Here is a 15,541-nt window from a genome sequence, read left to right on the forward strand (position 1 = left end):
CCATGGTGCCACGCCTCAGTGGTCGGGCAGCCAGTTGCCGTGCAGGCCCAGCGGCACCCGGGCCGGCAGGTGCACGCGGGCGACGGGCTCGCCGGTGAAGTCCCGGGCCGCGAGGATCACCAGGTCGCCGGCGCCGCGCTCGGGGTCGTGCACGTAGCCGAGCAGGTAGCCGTCGTCCTCCTCCGCGCCCGCTGCGGCGAACACGGCCTCCCCGACGGACTGGCCCCGGCCGAACGCGTGCACCTCGGCCGTGCCGCGCTCCAGGTCGTGCTTGACCAGCGCGTTGGTGAAGGCGCCGTCGGCCGGCGCGCCTTCGGGGACGAACGGGATGCCGTACAGGTCGGTCGCGGCCGAGTAGCCGTAGCGGTGGCGGCGCGTGGCGCGCGCCTCGTTGACGCGCGGGAAGTCCTGCGGCCGGTCGTCGACGCGGCGCTGGTCGACCCCGTCCGGGCCGATCGTCCAGCGGTCCAGAACGGGGCGGACCGCGCCGGGATCGGCGGGGTCGAAGGGGCCCTCGGCGGTGACGAGGTCGACCACGACCGCGTCGCCGTCGTCGTAGGCGTTGAGGGTGTGGCTGACGTGCACCGGGTCGATCTCGCTCCAGCGCACCGCACCGCCGACGCGCGGCATGACCCCGACCCGGGTCGGGTGCCCCGGCAGCCACCGGCACTCGAACCCGTCGAAGCCGAGCGGCGTGTCCCACAGCACCACGTGGTCCTCGGTGAGCGCGAAGTCGTGCAGGAACGGCGAGCGCGACAGCGGGATGAGGGAGGTGCGGACGACGCGGCCGTCCGGGCCGGTCACGATGTACTGCACCTCGGCGCGGCCCATCATGTAGGCGAGCGAGTGCAGTTCGCCGGTGAGCGGGTCGTGCTTGGAGTGCGCGCCCGCCGTGAAGCCCTCGGGGGTGGCGCCCAGGTCGCACGGCCCGACGGTGTCGAGCAGGTCGTCGAGTTCGGCGGGCGGCAGGCCGCCCTCGGCCAGGGCGAAGGTCCGCCGGGCGTGCCGGACCACGTTGATCATGGGCGCGTGACCGGAGGTGCGCACGAACCGGTTGCGGTACCACTCGGCCCGGCCCTCGCGCAGCCGCACCCCGTGGACCATGCCCTGCCCCATGCCCCAGATGTGGGTGGCGGGGTCCTCCACGCCCAGGGCGTTGGGCCCGTTGCGCAGGTAGCGCCCGTTGAGTTCGGCCGGGATCCGCCCGGTGACGGGGAGGTCGTAGGCGGTGACCTCTTCGGTGACGGGCGCGAACGCCCCTTCCAGGTATCTCATGTGGACAACGTACGCGCGCACGCCTTCGTTCTCGGGGTCGGCGGGCGAATCTCCGCGCTGTGCACTAGTGCAGCGGGTGGCCGGGGCGGCCCCGCCCGGGGTGGGCGGGACCGCCCGGCGCCGGGTGCCCTCAGCCGCCGGTGGCGGCGCCCCGCCACGCGGCGGCGGAGCGGAACAGGTCGTCGGGGTCGCGGTCGGCCTTGACGCGGGCCAGGCGGCGGGCGTCCCCGGGGGTGGACCAGGGGCGGTCGGTGTCGGCCGGGTGGTCGCCGAACAGGAAGTTGGGGGCGCGGCCCACCGCCGCGTCGCGCACGGGCGCCAGCGCCCGCCCGTGCAGCCCGCGCACCGCGGCCGGGTCGGGGCCCTCCACCGGCGACAGCACCTGGAGCAGCCAGGCGGCGCCGCGGTGGCCCACCGCCGCGCCGTGCTCGGCCGGGCGGGCGAGCGCGCCCCCGAGGTGGCGCAGCCCCACCACGCACATCAGCGGGGCGGAGGGGCCGGCCTCCTGCAGCACGGCGCGCAGCCGCCCGGCGTCCAGGGTGGTGAGCAGGCTGTTGTCGGCGTCGTAGCCGTGCGGCTCGGCGGGGTCGGCGTAGATGCGCTCCGAATCGGCGAACGCCAGGTCCGCGACCGTGTCGCGGACGGGCCCCAGCGCGCGCAGCGGGGCGAGCAGCCGCGCGCCCTGTTCGGCGTCGGTGGTGGCGGTGACCCGCAGGTGGACGAGGTAGCGGCCGCGCACCTCCTCGGGCAGCTGCGGGATGTCGGGGTAGCGCAGCAGGCCCAGCGACGTCGTCACCTCCTCCGGCGCGGTGGCGGCCCACTCCAGGTAGGCCGGGAGCAGGGCGTCGAGGTGGTGCTCGGTGAAGACCAGCTCCCCGCCGTAGACGCGCTCGACGGGCACCAGGCCGATCTCCATCGCGGTGACCGCGGCGAGGCGCAGGGGCCCGCCGCGCAGCGCCCAGAACAGGTCGGGGTCGTCGGCGGCGGTGACGCGGCGCGGCCGGGCGTCGGCGGTGACGACCTCCAGGGCGCGCACGTGGTCGGCGGCGTAGCCGTGGGTGCGGGCGAGCAGGCCCAGGCCGCCGCCGAGGGTGTAGCCGACCGCGCCCACCGTGGGCGAGGAGCCGCTGAGCGGGGCCAGGCCGTAGCGGGCGGCCGCCGCGACCACGTCGGCCCACCGGGTGCCCGCGCCGACGCGGGCGGTGCGCGCGGCGGGGTCGACGGCGACCCCGGCCATGGCGCCGGTGGTGACGAGCACGCCCCCGTCGAGGGGCGTGGCCAGGCCGTGGCCGGTGGCCTGCACGGCCACCGGCAGGCCGTGTTCGGCGGCGTGGGCGACCGCCGTGCGCACGTCACCGGGCCCGGCCGCGGCGACGACGGCGCCGGGCGCGTGCGCGAACGCCGCCTGGAAGCCGCTGCGGGCGGTGTCGTAGCCGTCGTCGCCGGGCAGGTGCACCCGGCCGGCGACGTGGGCGGCCAGCGCGGCGTGCGGAGAGGTCGGGGTGGTCATGGGTGTGGGTTCCTCCGGTCGTACGGTGCGCGGACGGGTCGGCCACCGCCCGCGCACCGCACCCTGCCGCGTAAACACGACATCCGCCGTCATGTTCTCCGGAGATCCGCGCCCCCCGTCCGCCGCCGGCGCGGTGCGGGTCAGGGCAGGGCCGTGATGCGGTCCATGTGCTCCTCGCCCCACGCGCCCAACGGGGCCAGGGCGGTGTTGAGCGAGCGGCCGAACGGGGTCAGCGAGTACTCCACCTTCGGTGGCACCTGGGGGTGGACCTCGCGGTGGAGGAGACCGCTGGCCTCCATCTCGCGGAGCTGCAGGATCAGCACCCGTTCGCTGATCCCCGCCACCGCCCGCCGCAGCTCGCCGAAGCGCAGCGGCCCCTCGCCGAGGTTGAACAGGATCAACCCCTTCCACTTCCCGCCCATGACGGCGATCGCGGCGTCGAGGCCGCAGGTGTACTCGCGTTTCGGCATCACGGCTCCCACGAACAGAAGTGTCGGTACCCGACAAAAATGTAGGTACTTGAAGATATGTGCGCGGACGACCAGCATGAGTCGGGCACCGCCCGCGAGGCCCCCGGCCCGGGCCGACACCCCCGCCCCCGGCACCCTCCGCCCCGGCGTGCGCCCACCCACCGACGACTGGAGTCCCGCCATGACCGCCGCCGACCGCACCCCCGTCACCGTCCTCGGCCTGGGCGCCATGGGGAGCGCCCTCGCCGAGGCGTTCCTCGCCGCCGGGCACCCCACGACCGTCTGGAACCGCACACCGGGCCGCGCGGCGCCACTGGCGGCCAAGGGCGCGCGCCACGCCCCGACGGTGCGCGAGGCGGTCGCGGCCGCCCCGCTGGTCGTCACCTGCCTGACCACCTTCGAGGACACCCGCCGGGCCCTGGAGCCGGCGGCGCACGACCTGGCCGGGCGCGCCCTGGTCACCCTGAACAGCGGGTCGCCGGCCGGCGCCCGCGCGATGGCCGCCTGGGCCGCCGGCAACGGCGCCCGGTTCCTCGCCGGCGCCGTCAAGAACGTGCCCTCCGCCGTCGGCGCACCGGACACCCTGCTGTACTACAGCGGCGACCGCACCGTGTTCGACGCCCACGCGGCCGACCTGCGGGTCCTGGGCGGCGACACCGTCCACCTCGGCGACGAGGCCGACCTCGCCGCCCTGTACGAGATGGCGGTGGGCGCCATGCTGCTGCCCGCCCTCACCGGCTTCTTCCAGGGCGCCGCCGCGCTCCAGGCCCGCGGCCTCCAGGCCCGCACCATGGTGCGGTTCGCCGGCAAGTGGCTTGACATGATCTCCGCCCTGCTGCCCGTCTACGCCGCCGAGATCGACAGCGGCGACTACACCGACGCCGCCTCCACGGTGGACCTGTTCCGCGCGGGCGCCGCCCACGACGCGGAGCTGACCGCCGAGACCGGCGTCGACACCGCCTGGGCCGCCCCGCTGAACGACCTGCTGGAGCGGGCCGCCGCGGCCGGGCACGGCGGCCACAGCGTCTCCGCGCTGACCGAGGTCCTGCGCGGGCCGCGCGCGGCGGCCTGACCCGCCCCCGCGACCGGGCCGCCCGCGCGGCCCGGTCGGCCCGGGGCCGCGCCCGCGGGCATGCTGGAGACGTGAAATTCGACCGCCTGCTGGCGATCCTGCTGCTGCTCCAGACCCGCGGGCGGGTCCCGGCGCCCGAACTCGCCGCCCGCCTGGAGGTGTCCACCCGCACCATCCTGCGCGACGTCGAGGCGCTGTCGGCCGCGGGCGTCCCCGTCTACGCCGAACGGGGGCGCCACGGCGGCATCTCCCTGCTGCCCGGGTTCCGCACCGACGTCACCGGGCTGACCGCCGACGAGGCGCGCGCCCTGTTCGTCCTCGCCGCCCAAGGCGCCCACACCGCCCTGGGCCTGGGCGGCGCCCACGCCTCCGCGCTGCGCAAGGTCATGGCGGCGCTGCCCGCCGCCCACCGGCCCGCCGCCGACCTCACCCGCCGCCGCGTCCTGGTCGACCCCGACCGGTGGATGGCGCGCACCGGCGGCACCGACGACGGCGGTGGCACCGGCGTCGACGCCCTGCACACCGCCGTCTTCACCGACCGGCGCCTGCGCCTGCGCTACCGGCACAGCGGCACGCAGCGGCCGGTCGGCTACACCGTCGACCCCTACGGGCTCGTCGCCAAGGCCGGCGTCTGGTACCTGGTGGCCGACCACCGGCGCCGCGAACGCCTGTTCCGGGCCGACCGGATCGCGTCGGCCACCGTGACCGACGCCCCGGTCCGGCGCCGCGCCGGCGTGGAACTGGCCGACGCCTGGGAGCGGCTGCGGCGCGGCGTCGAGGACCGGCCCCCGGCCGTCGTCGTGCGGGCGCGGGTGCGCCGCGACCGCGTCGACCTGTTCGTACGCATCGTCGGCGCGTTCCTCACCGGCCCGCCGGAGCCGGAACCCGGTGGCGCCTGGTCGGCCGTGCGCCTCGGCTACCCGGACGTGCGGGCGGTGCGCCAGCTCCTGCAGTTCGGCGACCACGTGGAGGTCCTCGGCCCGCCCGAGGCCCGCACCGAGATCGCCGCCGTCGCCGCCGAGACCGCCGCCCTCTACACCCGGGGCCGAGCCGCCGGACCGGCGCGCGCGGCGCGGCCGTCCGCCGGTCCGGCATCACGCCCGACTTGAGGATAAATCCGGCCCCCACCGCGCCCACCTGGGGAGATCGACGTCCACTCCTCACAAAGGGTTTCAATGGAACACTTGAAGCCGAGGGCGGCGCAGGTCCGCCCCGGAAAGGACCCCTGACGTGACCGAGGACGAGATCACCGCCTTCGCCGCCACCCTGCCCGACGTGGTCGTGCACGTCGCGAGCGAGGAGGCCGGCGACCCCGAGCCGGCGTGGGGCGACACATTCCTGTTCCACAACCCCGACGGCGTCATCCCCCGCGACGGCCGGCTGCCGTTCGCCACCATCGTCCGCAGCGACTACCCGGGCTGGGACACCGCCTCGGACCTGGACCGCCCCGGCGTGTGGCGCCTCAACATCGCCGTCGGCCGCGCGGTGTTCACCGAGCTCCTCGGCTACCCGCCCGCCGCCTACGACGACCACCGGGACGGCGTCGACCACACCGCGGCCGACCGCATCCTGCCGCACCCGCTGTACGCGGTGCAGGGCTGGGTCGCCGTCCTCAACCCGGGCCCCGCGACGGCGGACCGCGTCCGCCCCCTCATCGAGGGCGCCTACACCCGCGCCGCCCGCCGACCCCAGCGCCCCCGGTAGCCGCCCGCACCACCGGGCACCAGGGGCCCCTGGTACTCCGGGAGCCGCCCGGCCGGCAGCGGAACCAGGGGCCCCAGCGGCATCCGCGCCCACTAGGCTCACCCCGGGCCCGGACGGGCGTCGACCCCGTGTCGCCGCCCGTCCCGCCCGGCGCGGACACCGACGGCTAGGAGCACCTCCCATGACCCCACCCCCCGCCATCGACGGGCTCGTCTTCGACATCCTCGGGACGATGGTCGACGAACCCGGCGGCATCCGCCGCGGCGTCCGGGCCCTGGTCCCCGACGCCGACGACGCCCGGACCGACGCCCTCGTCCAGGTGTGGCAGCGCCACGTCGACCAACGGCAGCGCGAGATCCTCGCCGGGCACCGCCCCTACTCCGACAGCACCGTCATCGACCTAGAGGCGGCGACCCGCGTCGCCGCCGAGGCCGGCGTCGACGACGCCGACGCCATCCGCTCCCTGGCGGCCGCCGGGCAGCGGCTGGACCCCTGGCCCGACTCGGTCCGCGCCCTGGACCGGCTGGCCGCGCGGTTCCCGGTGATCGGCCTGTCCAACGCCGCCGGCACCGCCCTCACCCGCATCAGCGCGCACGCGGGGCTGCGCTGGCACCAGGTGCTCTCGGCCGAGGACGCGCGCGGCTACAAGCCGCACGCCGACGTCTACCGGCTGGCCGTCACCAACGCGGGCCGCCCGCCGGAACGCCTGCTCATGGTCGCCGCCCACGCCTGGGACCTCCGGGCCGCCCAGGCCGTCGGCATGCGCACCGCCTACGTCCAGCGCCCCGTGGGCGACCCGCCCACCGAGGCGGACGCGTTCGACCTGTACGCGACGAGCCTGGACGACCTCGCCACCCGCCTCGGCGCCCCCTGACACCCGCGCCCGGGCGCCGGGGCGGACGCCCGGTGTCCGCCCCGCGCGGGGTGCGGCGCACACCACCGACCGGGTGACCAGGTCGGCGGCGCCGACCGTCCGGTGGCCGTGACCGGCCGGATCGGCTGACAGCGCGGGTCCGGCCGGTTACCGTCGATCCCGCACCCGACCCGCCCCGCACCCGAGGAGCACCCATGGCCGGCAAGCACGGCGACCCCGACAAGCCCACCGACGCCAACCCCGGGTCCGACCGCGACGGGCAGCGGCCCGGGGCGGGGCACGGCAGTGGGGAGCCCATGCCCGAGCAGGGCGGCGACGGCACCCGGCCCGGCCAGTGACGCACCCTCCCGGCCTGCGCCTGGCCCGCGTCCTCACCCGGCGCGGCGTGGTCCAGGACACGGCATGGCACCGCGCGCTCCTGGCGGTCGACCGCCGGGCGTTCATCCCCCCGACCGTCTGGGTGCCCGACCCCGAGCACCCGGGGTGGGACCGGCCCATCACCCGCGACGACCCCGACTACCGCCGGTGGGCCGACGACGACTACGCGCTGGTGACCCAGGTGGACGACGGCCGCCCGGCGGGGGCGGACGGGCGCGGACTCCTCCCCACCTCCAGCATCTCCCAGCCGTCGCTGGTCGTGGCCATGCTCCAGGCCCTCGACGTCCGGGACGGTATGCGGGTGCTGGAGATCGGCACCGGCACCGGCTACAACGCCGCCCTGCTGTGCGCCCGCCTGGGCGACGCGAACGTGGTGTCGGTGGAGATCGACCCCGCCGTCGCCGCGGGGGCGGCGAAGAACCTGGCCGCCGCCGGGTTCGCCCCGCGCCTGGTCGTGGGCGACGGCGCCCGCGAGGTCGGCGGGCCCTTCGACCGGGTCATCGCGACGGTCGCCGCCCGCCGTATCCCGCCCGCCTGGATCACCCAGACCGCACCGGGCGGCGTGATCGTCACCCCCTGGGGCCCGGGCACCACGAGTGCGGCGCTGCTGCGCCTGACCGCCGCCGGTGACGGCGGTGCCGGCGGGCGGCTGATCGGCGACGCCGCGTTCATGTGGCTCCGGGACCAGCGCAGGGCGCCGTCGAGGTGGCCCGAACACGTGGACGCCGGCGATCCCGCCGCCATCGCCGGGCCGGTCGCGGTGAACCCCCGGGTGGTGACCGACCGCGACCCCGGATGGGGTGTGGTGCTGGGCCATCTGGTGCCGGACCTGGCGGTGGGCCCGGAGGAGGCCCCCGAGGACGACCCGGCGTCCGCCGGTGAGGCGACGGTGTACCTGTTCGATCGGGCGGGGTCGTGGGCGCTGGCGGAGTACGTGCCGTCAGGGGGTCCGTTCGAGGCCCTGCGGTGCGGTCCTCGGGACCTGTGGGGGGAGGTCGCGGCGGCGCGGGCGGTGTGGGAGGAGGCGGGGCGCCCGGGCCGCGACCGGTTGGGGCTGACGGTGACGTCCTCGGGTGAGCACCGCCTGTGGGTCGACGCCCCGGACCGCGTCCTGTCCCCGCGCACCTGACCTGCGCAGCGGTGACCGTCGACGGCAGTGCCCACCGGACGCGGCCGGGGCGCCCGCCACCGGGCGTCCGGGGGCAGGGGCGCGGCACGCCGCCGGGGCGGCCCCGCGGAGAAACCCGTGGCCGTGCCCGGACGGCCCAGCATAGGGTCGGCCGCATGGTCGACGACTGCTTCGGACATCCGCGGCTCGCCGCGGTCTACGACCCCCTCGACCCCGACCGCGGGGACCTCGACGCCTACCTCCGCATCGCCGAGGAGACCGCGGCCCGCCGCGTGCTGGACATCGGCTGCGGTACCGGGGTGTTCGCCCTCCAGCTGGCCGAGCGCGGCATCGAGGTCGTCGGCGTCGACCCCGCCCACGCCTCCATCGACGTCGCCCGCGCCAAACCGGGCGCCGAGCGCGTGCGCTGGATCCGCGGCGACGCCTCCGCCGTCCCGCCGATGCGGGCCGACCTCGCGACGATGACGGCGAACGTCGCCCAGGCCATCACCGACCCCCGGGCGTGGGCGGCCACCCTGCGGAGCGCCTACGCGGCGCTGCGGCCCGGCGGGCGCCTGGTCTTCGAGACCCGCGTCCCCGCCCGGCGCGCCTGGCGGGAGTGGACCCGCGAACGCACCCACCGGGTGGTGGACATCCCCGGCGTCGGCCCCGTCACGAGCTGGTGCCGGGTGACCGAGGTGGACGGTCCGCTGGTGTCGTTCCGCTGGACCTACGTCTTCGGCGCGGACGGCGGCGTGCTGACGTCGGACTCGACGCTGCGCTTCCGCGAACGGCGCGAGGTCGAGGACGACCTGGCCGCGCACGGCTTCGCGGTCGAGGAGGTCCGCGACGCCCCCGACCGGCCCGGGCGGGAGTTCGTCTTCCTGGCGCGCCGCCCCTGACCCCCGACCCCCGACCACCCGCGCCACCGGCGACCCCGGGGCCGGCCGACCCGGACGAGGACGGGACGCTCCCGAGACGCCCCGCCGGACCGAGACGCCGTACCCCCGGGAGGGGGTGAACCGGAGCGCTGATGGTGACGGACCCGCACCCGCCGCAGCCCGAACCGACCGGCCCGCAGGGCGCGCGGCCCGCCGCACCTCGGCCCGACCCCCGACCGCTCGCGGCACCCCCGCCCGCACCGTCCTCGGGCGGCGCCGCGCCGGGGGGTCCGCGCACCGGCCGGTTGACGCGGGGGCGCCGATCTGGTGGAATCCGGCGCAGCGTCGCAGTGCACCCGGCCCGGAGAACGCCGAGGGCATGGAGGCGCGGTACCACGGGAACACGTTGGCACGCCTTTCCCCGCCGCACGGCCCGATCCCGGTCGGCGGCGCCCCGTCGATGGACGTGCGCCGGCGGCCGTACGGCGACCTCGCCCGGCCGCACCTCGGCGCCGCAACCCGCCTCACCCGCCGGGACCCCGGCTCCCACCGGCCTGCCCGCCGTCGCCGGCCCGCACCCGGCGCGGGACCGCAACGGGGCCGACGCGGTACCACCACCGTCGCCGCCCCGCCCCGGACGCGCGGCCTGCCCGCCCACCGGCCGCAGCGCGCCGCGCGCACGACGGAGCCGACGGCCCGGCCGCCTCGTCGGAGCCGCGCTCGGGCGGCGGGCGGCGCCGGCCGCTCTCCCCGCGCGCGGCCGCCGCCCGGGCACGGCGCCCGCGTCCTGCCCCGACCCCACCACCCACCGCTCCGCCCCTGCGCGCCCGCGCGCGCCCATCACACCGCCCCGGCTCCGGCCGGGGGAGAGGACCACGTGCAGCACACCCGTATCCCCGCGGCGCCCGGCGAGGGCGCTGCCGTCCGCGACCACCTCCAGGCCATGTTCGCCGACCCGCCGCGCCTGGACCCCGGCGCCGACACCGCCCCGGCGCTGCCCGGCGGCGGGGTCGGCGGCACCCCCGGCACCTGGGTCTCCGAGGGCGCCGCCGCCGACGTCCGCACCGCCGGGGCCACCGTCTACGTGCACGGCGGCGGGTTCGCCTTCAGCAACCCCACGTTCGAGCTGGTGATGGCCCACCGCATCGCCCGCGCCACGGGGCGGCCCTGCTTCGCCCCCGACTACCGCCTGGCGCCCGCGCACCCGTTCCCGGCGGCCGTGGACGACGTCGTCGCGGTCCACCGCGGCCTGCTCGCCCACGGGGTGCCCGCCGAGCGCATCGTGGCCGTCGGCGAGTCGGCCGGGGCCACCCTGGTGCTGTCGGCCCTGCTGGTCCTGGCGGCGGCCGGCGACCCGCTGCCCGGGGCCGCGGTCGCGGTCTCCCCGCCGACCGACCTCGCCGACAACGGCACGGAGACCGCCCCCGGGCGCGACTCCCTCGCCCCCGCCGCCATGGGCGCCATGGCCGAGCAGTACCTCGCGGGCGCGCGCCCCGACCGCGCCCCCCAGTCCCCGATGTACGGGGACCTGGCCGGGCTGTGCCCGCTGCTGCTGGCCGTGGGCGGCGACGAGATCCTGTTCGAGCAGATCCGGCGGTTCGCCGCAGCGGCCGCAGCGGCGGGCACCCCCGTCGACCTGGACGTCTACGACGACATGCCGCACGCCTTCCACGCCGCCGTGCTGGCCCCCGACACCGCCATGCGCCCCACCGGGACCGTCTTCCTGGAGCGCCTCACCCGCTGGACCGCGCGGACGGCCGCCCCCACCGGGTAGCCGCGCCCCTGCGGACCGCCCGCCCGGCGCCGCCGGGCGGGCGCCCCGCACCGCCCCGGACCCACCCGCCGACCGTCGCCGAGGACGCCCGCCGCGGCGCGCCCGGCGCGCCGCGGCCGGAAGCGGCCGACCACCCCCGCGGCCACCCGCGCGTCGGCCCCCGCAAGCCCCGGCCAGCGCGGACGCACGCGTCCGGACCGGCCGCGGTCCCGATCCGGCCACCCGGGCGGGCATGTCCGCTTCCCGCCACCCCGACGGCGCTGCGCCCGCGCCGCCGCGGGGCATCGATCCGCCATGACGGCGGAGCAGCGGGCGTTGTACCGGCGGGGTGCGGCACGGTTCCTGAACGCGTACGGCAGGGCGGGCCTCCGGCGGAAGTGGTCCACCTCGGCGGTGCGGGCGCACACCGCGGCGCGGCGGATCGCCCGATCGGCCGGCGACCCCTCCGAGGAGGCGGCGGCGCTGAACGGCCTGGGGGCCGCCCTCGCCATGCGCGGACGCTACGCGCTCGCCCTCGACACCCACGCCACCGCCCGCGACCTCACCGACCGGTCCGGCGACCGGCCCGGCCACGCCCAGTCCCTGAACGGCACGGCGCTGTGCCTGGACGGGCTCGGCCGCACGGGCGAGGCGATCGCCCTCTTCACCTCCACCCGCGACATGTGCGTCCGGGAGGACCTGACCGACGGCGAGATCACGGCCCGCTTCCACCTGGGCCTGCTCCTCTCCCAGGAGGGCCGGGCCGAGGAGGCCGCCGCCGAGTACACCGCCGTGCGCGACCTCCACCGCGCGCTGGGCCGCGACCTCCCGCAGGCGCACGCCGGGGTCCACCTCGGGGGCGTGCTGCTCGACCTGGGCCGGGTGGAGGAGGCCGTCGCCGCCCTCACCGACGCCCGCGCCGCCGCCCGCCGCAGCGGGGACCTCCACCGCGTACGCGAGGTCAACCGCCACCTCCGCGCCGCCCTGCTGCGCGAACCCCCCGACGGCGACTGACCCGCCCCCCGGGCCGCCCGCCCCACCCCGCCCGGCGAGGACAGGACCCGTCCGCATCGCCTCCTACCCTCGGGGCACCGCCGCGCGCAGGACCCGCGCCGGCGTCCCGCCCCACGCCAGGAGCCCCGCCGTGCCCCTCACCGCCGCCAGCGCACCCGCCGTCGACGCCGGCACCGTCCTCGCCCGCCGCCTGCGCCGCCACGGCCTCACCGACACCACCCGCCACGCCACCCCCGCCGACGCCGCCGCCGCGATGTGCGGCGTCCACGCCCAGGTGCTGTCGGCGGCGGAGTGGTCGGTCGTCATGCGCGTCGCGGGAGCCGTCCGCGACGACGTCCGCGCGGCCCTGTGGACCGACCGCACCCTGGTCAAGACCTTCGGCCCGCGCGGCACCGTCCACCTGCTGCCCGCCCGCGACCTGCCGATGTGGACCGGCGCCCTGGGCGGCGCCCCGTCCACCGCCGGCCGGTTCGGCGCGGGCGTCCGCATGGGCGCCGACCAGACCGAGGCGGTCATCGCCGCCATCGACGACGCGCTGGCCGACGCCGACCTCACCGTCGACGAACTCACCGACGCCATCGCCGAACGCGCCGGGGCGTGGGCGGCCGAGGAGGTCATGCCCGCCTTCCAGGGCATGTGGCCCCGCTGGCGGCAGGCGACCACCGCGGCCGCCCACCGCGGCGTCCTGTGCTTCGGCGCCGACCGGGGACGCACGACCACCTACACCCACCCCCGCCGGTGGCTTCCCGGGTTCACCCCCGCCCCCGCCGCCGAGGCGGCCGCCGCCCTCGTGCACGACTACCTGCACTCCTACGGGCCGGCCACCGCCGCCCACGTCGGCCGGTGGCTGGGCGTGCCGGCCACGTGGGCGGCCCGCACCATCGCCGCGCTCGGCGACCGGGTGCGGCCGGTCGCCCTCGCCGGGGAGACCGCCTGGCTGCCCGCCGACGCCGCCGCAGCGGGCGACGGCGACGCCCCGCCGCGCGGCGTGCGGCTGCTGCCCTACTTCGACGCCTACGGCGTGGGCTCCCACCCGCGCGCCCTCGTCTTCCCGGGCCGCGCCGCCGAACGCGCCCTGAACCGGGGGCAGGCGGGCAACTTCCCCGTGCTGCTGGTGGACGGCGTGGTGGCGGGCGTGGTTGCACCTGCGCCGCTCCGGTCGGCGCCTGGACGTCACCGTGGAGGCGCTGGGCGGGGTCGACCGCGCGCTGCGCGCCGGGGTGGAGGAGCAGGCGGACCGGCTCGCCCGCTTCCACGGCGGCACCCTGCGGCTGGCGTTCGGGCCGGTGGCCGTGGGCGGCCACGCCTGACCGGCGGCCGGGCCGGCCCGCTCACCCGAACAGGGCGCCGTTCAGCAGGTCGAGGTAGACGAGGTTGACCGCGACGTGGATCGCGATCAGCGCCCAGATGTTGCGGTACCGGGCCCACAGGTAGCCCTGCATCAGGCCGAACACGCCCTGGAAGGCGATGATCGTCGCGAGCCCGAGTGCCGGGTCGCCGTCGAGCAGGTGGCTGGTGTGCATGGCGGCGAACAGCAGCGACGAGGCGAGGATCGCGGGCCAGCGGCCGACCAGCACCTCCAACCGGGTCTGCAGCCAGCCCCGGTAGACCACCTCCTCCAGCACCCCGGCGGTCAGGGCGGTCACCAGCGACATGACGGCCAGGAGCACGGGGCCGGGCAGTTCCTGGGTGAGGGGCGTGGCCAGCGGGCCGAACTGGGAGAGCAGCAACCACGCCAGCACGGCGGGCAGCGGGGCGAGCCAGGTCACCGGAGCGGGGACGGCCCGCGAGCGGGGGCCGCCGCCGCGCAGCAGCCGGAACGCCGCGAGGGGGACCAGCAGCAGGATCGCGACCTTGAGCAGGGCGTACCAGGGCCCGTTGCCGACGGCGACCACGGCGGCGGGGAACAGGACGACCGCCGCCAGCACGGCCAGGGTCTCGCGCCGCAGCCGGGTCCGGTCGAGGTCGGCCAGGGGCAGGGGCACCTCGGCGCGCGGCGCGACCAGCCGCGCCAGCAGCATCGCGGCCGCGACCGGGACGACGACCGCCACGAGGGGCGTGGCAGAGGCGCCGGGGTCGGAGGAGGCGGTCACCGCGGTGTGACCGGTGGCGAGCAGCCACCCGTAGGCCCCGGCGAAGACGGCCGCCCCGCCCACGAGCAGGGCCTTGGACGGCCAGGGGAGTTGGGAGATCGACATGGCGCCATGCTCGCGGCCCCGGACCCGGCCCGGCATCCCCTTCACGGACGAACCGCCCGTGGTCCCTTGGAGGGACACCGGCCCGCCCCCGCGACGTCGGAGCCGGTCGAGCCCCGCGACGAACACCACCCACGCACCGGGGGAGACGTCGGGCACGCCGAGGTCGCGGTTGCGGGAGTCGCGCACCAGCGTCGCCGCCCCCTCGGCGACCTCGGCGCACTCCCCTCCGGAGTGCGGGTGACTCGACGTTTGCCGGTCAGTCGCCGGGTTCACCGGTCGTCTCCTCCTCGACCGGAGTCCGGGCGCGGGGTGTAGGTGAGGGAGCGGGCGTAGGGGGTGAAGCCGAGGGAGGTGTAGAGCGGAGCGGCGGCCGCCGCGCGCTCGATCCCGACCACCGGGTAGACGACGGCCTCCGTACCGCCCGCGCCGCGCAGCGCGTGCAGCGCCGCCAGGCAGACCGCCCGCGCCAGGCCCCGGCGGCGCCACCGCGGGTCGGTGCCGACCGGCTCCAGCTCCCCGACCCCGGTGCGCTCGTCGAACCAGATCAGGCAGGAGGCCGCGAACGAGCCGTCCGGGGCCTCGGCGACGAGGTCGAGGTCGGCGCGGTAGGGCCACGCCGCCATCACCTCGCGGAAGCTGTCGGCGGTCACCCGCGAGGGCCGCCAGGCGGCCTGGTGCACCTGTGCCCGCGCCGCCGCCTCGTGGACGCCGCGCACGGCCCGCACCCGGAACCCCTCGGGGACCTCCACCTCCGGGAGGTCGGCCAGGCCGCGCCGCATGTAGACGGCGTGCACCGGGTCCGGGGCGCGGACGAGGCCGGCGCGGTCCAGGGCCGCGATCAGGTGCGCCTCGCGGTCGAGCACGGTGACCGTCATCCGCGCGGGGTCGTCGGCCGTGCGCGCCGACCAGGCCAGGGCCGCGTCGGCCAGCTCGGGCCGCGCCGGGTCGACCACCAGGAACAGCTCCTCGCCGCCGAACATCCACGCCCACGCGGCCACCGCGCCGCCGTCCTCCCACAGCGCGGTGCGCCACTCGGCCTCGCGCCCGGCGTGCTGGGACCGCTGCCAGGCCAGGTCCCCGATGTGCCAGTGGGCGGCGTGCGACCACACCCGGGAGACGAGGTCCTGCATGCGCCGCAGGTCGGCCGGTCCGGAGTAGGGGCGTGGTATCGGCGCGTCCATGCGCCGATCCTGACCGAGAACCGCCCGCACCGCCACCGGTTTTCCCCCGCCGCCCGGTGACGCCCCGCCCCTCCGAGCGCGACGGCCCGGGCGGGGCGGGCGCCGCGCGCTCGGAGGGGGGGG

Annotated in this window: 15 protein-coding genes; 10 read left to right on the forward strand and 5 right to left on the reverse strand. The window is 77.9% G+C overall.

Features of this window, described 5'->3' with window-relative positions; translation table 11 throughout:
* Window positions 1-15: 15 nt before the first annotated feature.
* From NT8_RS08250 to NT8_RS08260, 3 genes are all read right to left on the reverse strand, one after another.
* Entirely contained in the window at window positions 16-1,275 is a 1,260-nt protein-coding gene (locus NT8_RS08250; RefSeq protein WP_067965956.1) for a carotenoid oxygenase family protein, read from the reverse strand.
* A 130-nt stretch (window positions 1,276-1,405) separates the two neighbouring features.
* Complete coding sequence (locus tag NT8_RS08255; protein WP_067965958.1) at window positions 1,406-2,785, reverse strand: FAD-binding oxidoreductase; 1,380 nt, start codon at window positions 2,783-2,785, stop codon at window positions 1,406-1,408.
* 140 nt (window positions 2,786-2,925) lie between these two features.
* Window positions 2,926-3,255 (reverse strand): winged helix-turn-helix transcriptional regulator, encoded by a 330-nt coding sequence (locus tag NT8_RS08260; RefSeq protein ID WP_067965960.1) that lies wholly within the window; start codon window positions 3,253-3,255, stop codon window positions 2,926-2,928.
* 148 nt (window positions 3,256-3,403) lie between these two features.
* On the opposite strand from NT8_RS08260, the gene NT8_RS08265 reads away from it, so the two are divergent.
* The 10 genes from NT8_RS08265 (at window position 3,404) to NT8_RS08305 (ending at window position 13,417) form a co-directional block, all read left to right on the forward strand.
* Window positions 3,404-4,327: an NAD(P)-dependent oxidoreductase gene (locus tag NT8_RS08265; RefSeq protein ID WP_245646083.1), complete on the forward strand. Its 924-nt coding sequence runs from the start codon at window positions 3,404-3,406 to the stop codon at window positions 4,325-4,327.
* A 71-nt stretch (window positions 4,328-4,398) separates the two neighbouring features.
* Window positions 4,399-5,436, forward strand: coding sequence for a helix-turn-helix transcriptional regulator (locus NT8_RS08270; RefSeq protein ID WP_084468749.1), 1,038 nt, complete (start codon window positions 4,399-4,401; stop codon window positions 5,434-5,436).
* A gap of 121 nt (window positions 5,437-5,557) precedes the next feature.
* Complete coding sequence (locus NT8_RS08275) at window positions 5,558-6,031, forward strand: DUF6194 family protein (protein WP_067965963.1); 474 nt, start codon at window positions 5,558-5,560, stop codon at window positions 6,029-6,031.
* A gap of 181 nt (window positions 6,032-6,212) precedes the next feature.
* Entirely contained in the window at window positions 6,213-6,905 is a 693-nt protein-coding gene (locus NT8_RS08280) for a haloacid dehalogenase type II (RefSeq protein WP_067965965.1), read from the forward strand.
* Window positions 6,906-7,099: 194 nt separating this feature from the next.
* Window positions 7,100-7,243 (forward strand): hypothetical protein, encoded by a 144-nt coding sequence (locus tag NT8_RS29230; protein WP_157515605.1) that lies wholly within the window; start codon window positions 7,100-7,102, stop codon window positions 7,241-7,243.
* Entirely contained in the window at window positions 7,240-8,412 is a 1,173-nt protein-coding gene (locus NT8_RS08285; RefSeq protein ID WP_084468750.1) for a methyltransferase domain-containing protein, read from the forward strand. The genes NT8_RS29230 and NT8_RS08285 overlap by 4 nt, the downstream gene beginning before the upstream one ends.
* A gap of 155 nt (window positions 8,413-8,567) precedes the next feature.
* Entirely contained in the window at window positions 8,568-9,293 is a 726-nt protein-coding gene (locus tag NT8_RS08290) for a class I SAM-dependent methyltransferase (RefSeq protein ID WP_067965967.1), read from the forward strand.
* A gap of 856 nt (window positions 9,294-10,149) precedes the next feature.
* A complete protein-coding gene (locus NT8_RS30725; protein ID WP_067965969.1) occupies window positions 10,150-11,046 on the forward strand; it encodes an alpha/beta hydrolase fold domain-containing protein in 897 nt (298 codons plus the stop codon).
* 393 nt (window positions 11,047-11,439) lie between these two features.
* Window positions 11,440-12,039: a tetratricopeptide repeat protein gene (locus NT8_RS08300; RefSeq protein WP_169805200.1), complete on the forward strand. Its 600-nt coding sequence runs from the start codon at window positions 11,440-11,442 to the stop codon at window positions 12,037-12,039.
* A gap of 130 nt (window positions 12,040-12,169) precedes the next feature.
* Window positions 12,170-13,417 carry a DNA glycosylase AlkZ-like family protein gene (locus NT8_RS08305; protein ID WP_217999117.1) on the forward strand — a complete coding sequence of 416 codons (1,248 nt, stop codon included), beginning with the start codon at window positions 12,170-12,172 and terminating at the stop codon, window positions 13,415-13,417.
* Here NT8_RS08305 and NT8_RS08310 read toward each other — a convergent pair.
* Together NT8_RS08310 and NT8_RS08315 are read right to left on the reverse strand one after the other, a co-directional pair.
* Complete coding sequence (locus NT8_RS08310) at window positions 13,371-14,510, reverse strand: CPBP family glutamic-type intramembrane protease (protein ID WP_084468751.1); 1,140 nt, start codon at window positions 14,508-14,510, stop codon at window positions 13,371-13,373. The genes NT8_RS08305 and NT8_RS08310 overlap by 47 nt on opposite strands.
* Window positions 14,507-15,418: a GNAT family N-acetyltransferase gene (locus NT8_RS08315; RefSeq protein ID WP_067965974.1), complete on the reverse strand. Its 912-nt coding sequence runs from the start codon at window positions 15,416-15,418 to the stop codon at window positions 14,507-14,509. The genes NT8_RS08310 and NT8_RS08315 overlap by 4 nt, the downstream gene beginning before the upstream one ends.
* Window positions 15,419-15,541 lie beyond the last annotated feature (123 nt).

This window comes from Nocardiopsis trehalosi NBRC 14201 (assembly GCF_001552555.1).
GTDB lineage: Bacteria > Actinomycetota > Actinomycetes > Streptosporangiales > Streptosporangiaceae > Nocardiopsis_B > Nocardiopsis_B trehalosi.

Bases quoted from the DNA above. Each gene is read 5' to 3' on its own strand.
- NT8_RS29230 (WP_157515605.1), top strand. From the start codon at position 7,100: ATGGCCGGCAAGCACGGCGACCCCGACAAGCCCACCGACGCCAACCCC.
- NT8_RS08280 (WP_067965965.1), top strand. From the start codon at position 6,213: ATGACCCCACCCCCCGCCATCGACGGGCTCGTCTTCGACATCCTCGGG.
- NT8_RS08315 (WP_067965974.1), bottom strand. From the start codon at position 15,418: ATGGACGCGCCGATACCACGCCCCTACTCCGGACCGGCCGACCTGCGG.
- NT8_RS08260 (WP_067965960.1), bottom strand. From the start codon at position 3,255: ATGCCGAAACGCGAGTACACCTGCGGCCTCGACGCCGCGATCGCCGTC.
- NT8_RS08255 (WP_067965958.1), bottom strand. From the start codon at position 2,785: ATGACCACCCCGACCTCTCCGCACGCCGCGCTGGCCGCCCACGTCGCC.
- NT8_RS08250 (WP_067965956.1), bottom strand. From the start codon at position 1,275: ATGAGATACCTGGAAGGGGCGTTCGCGCCCGTCACCGAAGAGGTCACC.
- NT8_RS08290 (WP_067965967.1), top strand. From the start codon at position 8,568: ATGGTCGACGACTGCTTCGGACATCCGCGGCTCGCCGCGGTCTACGAC.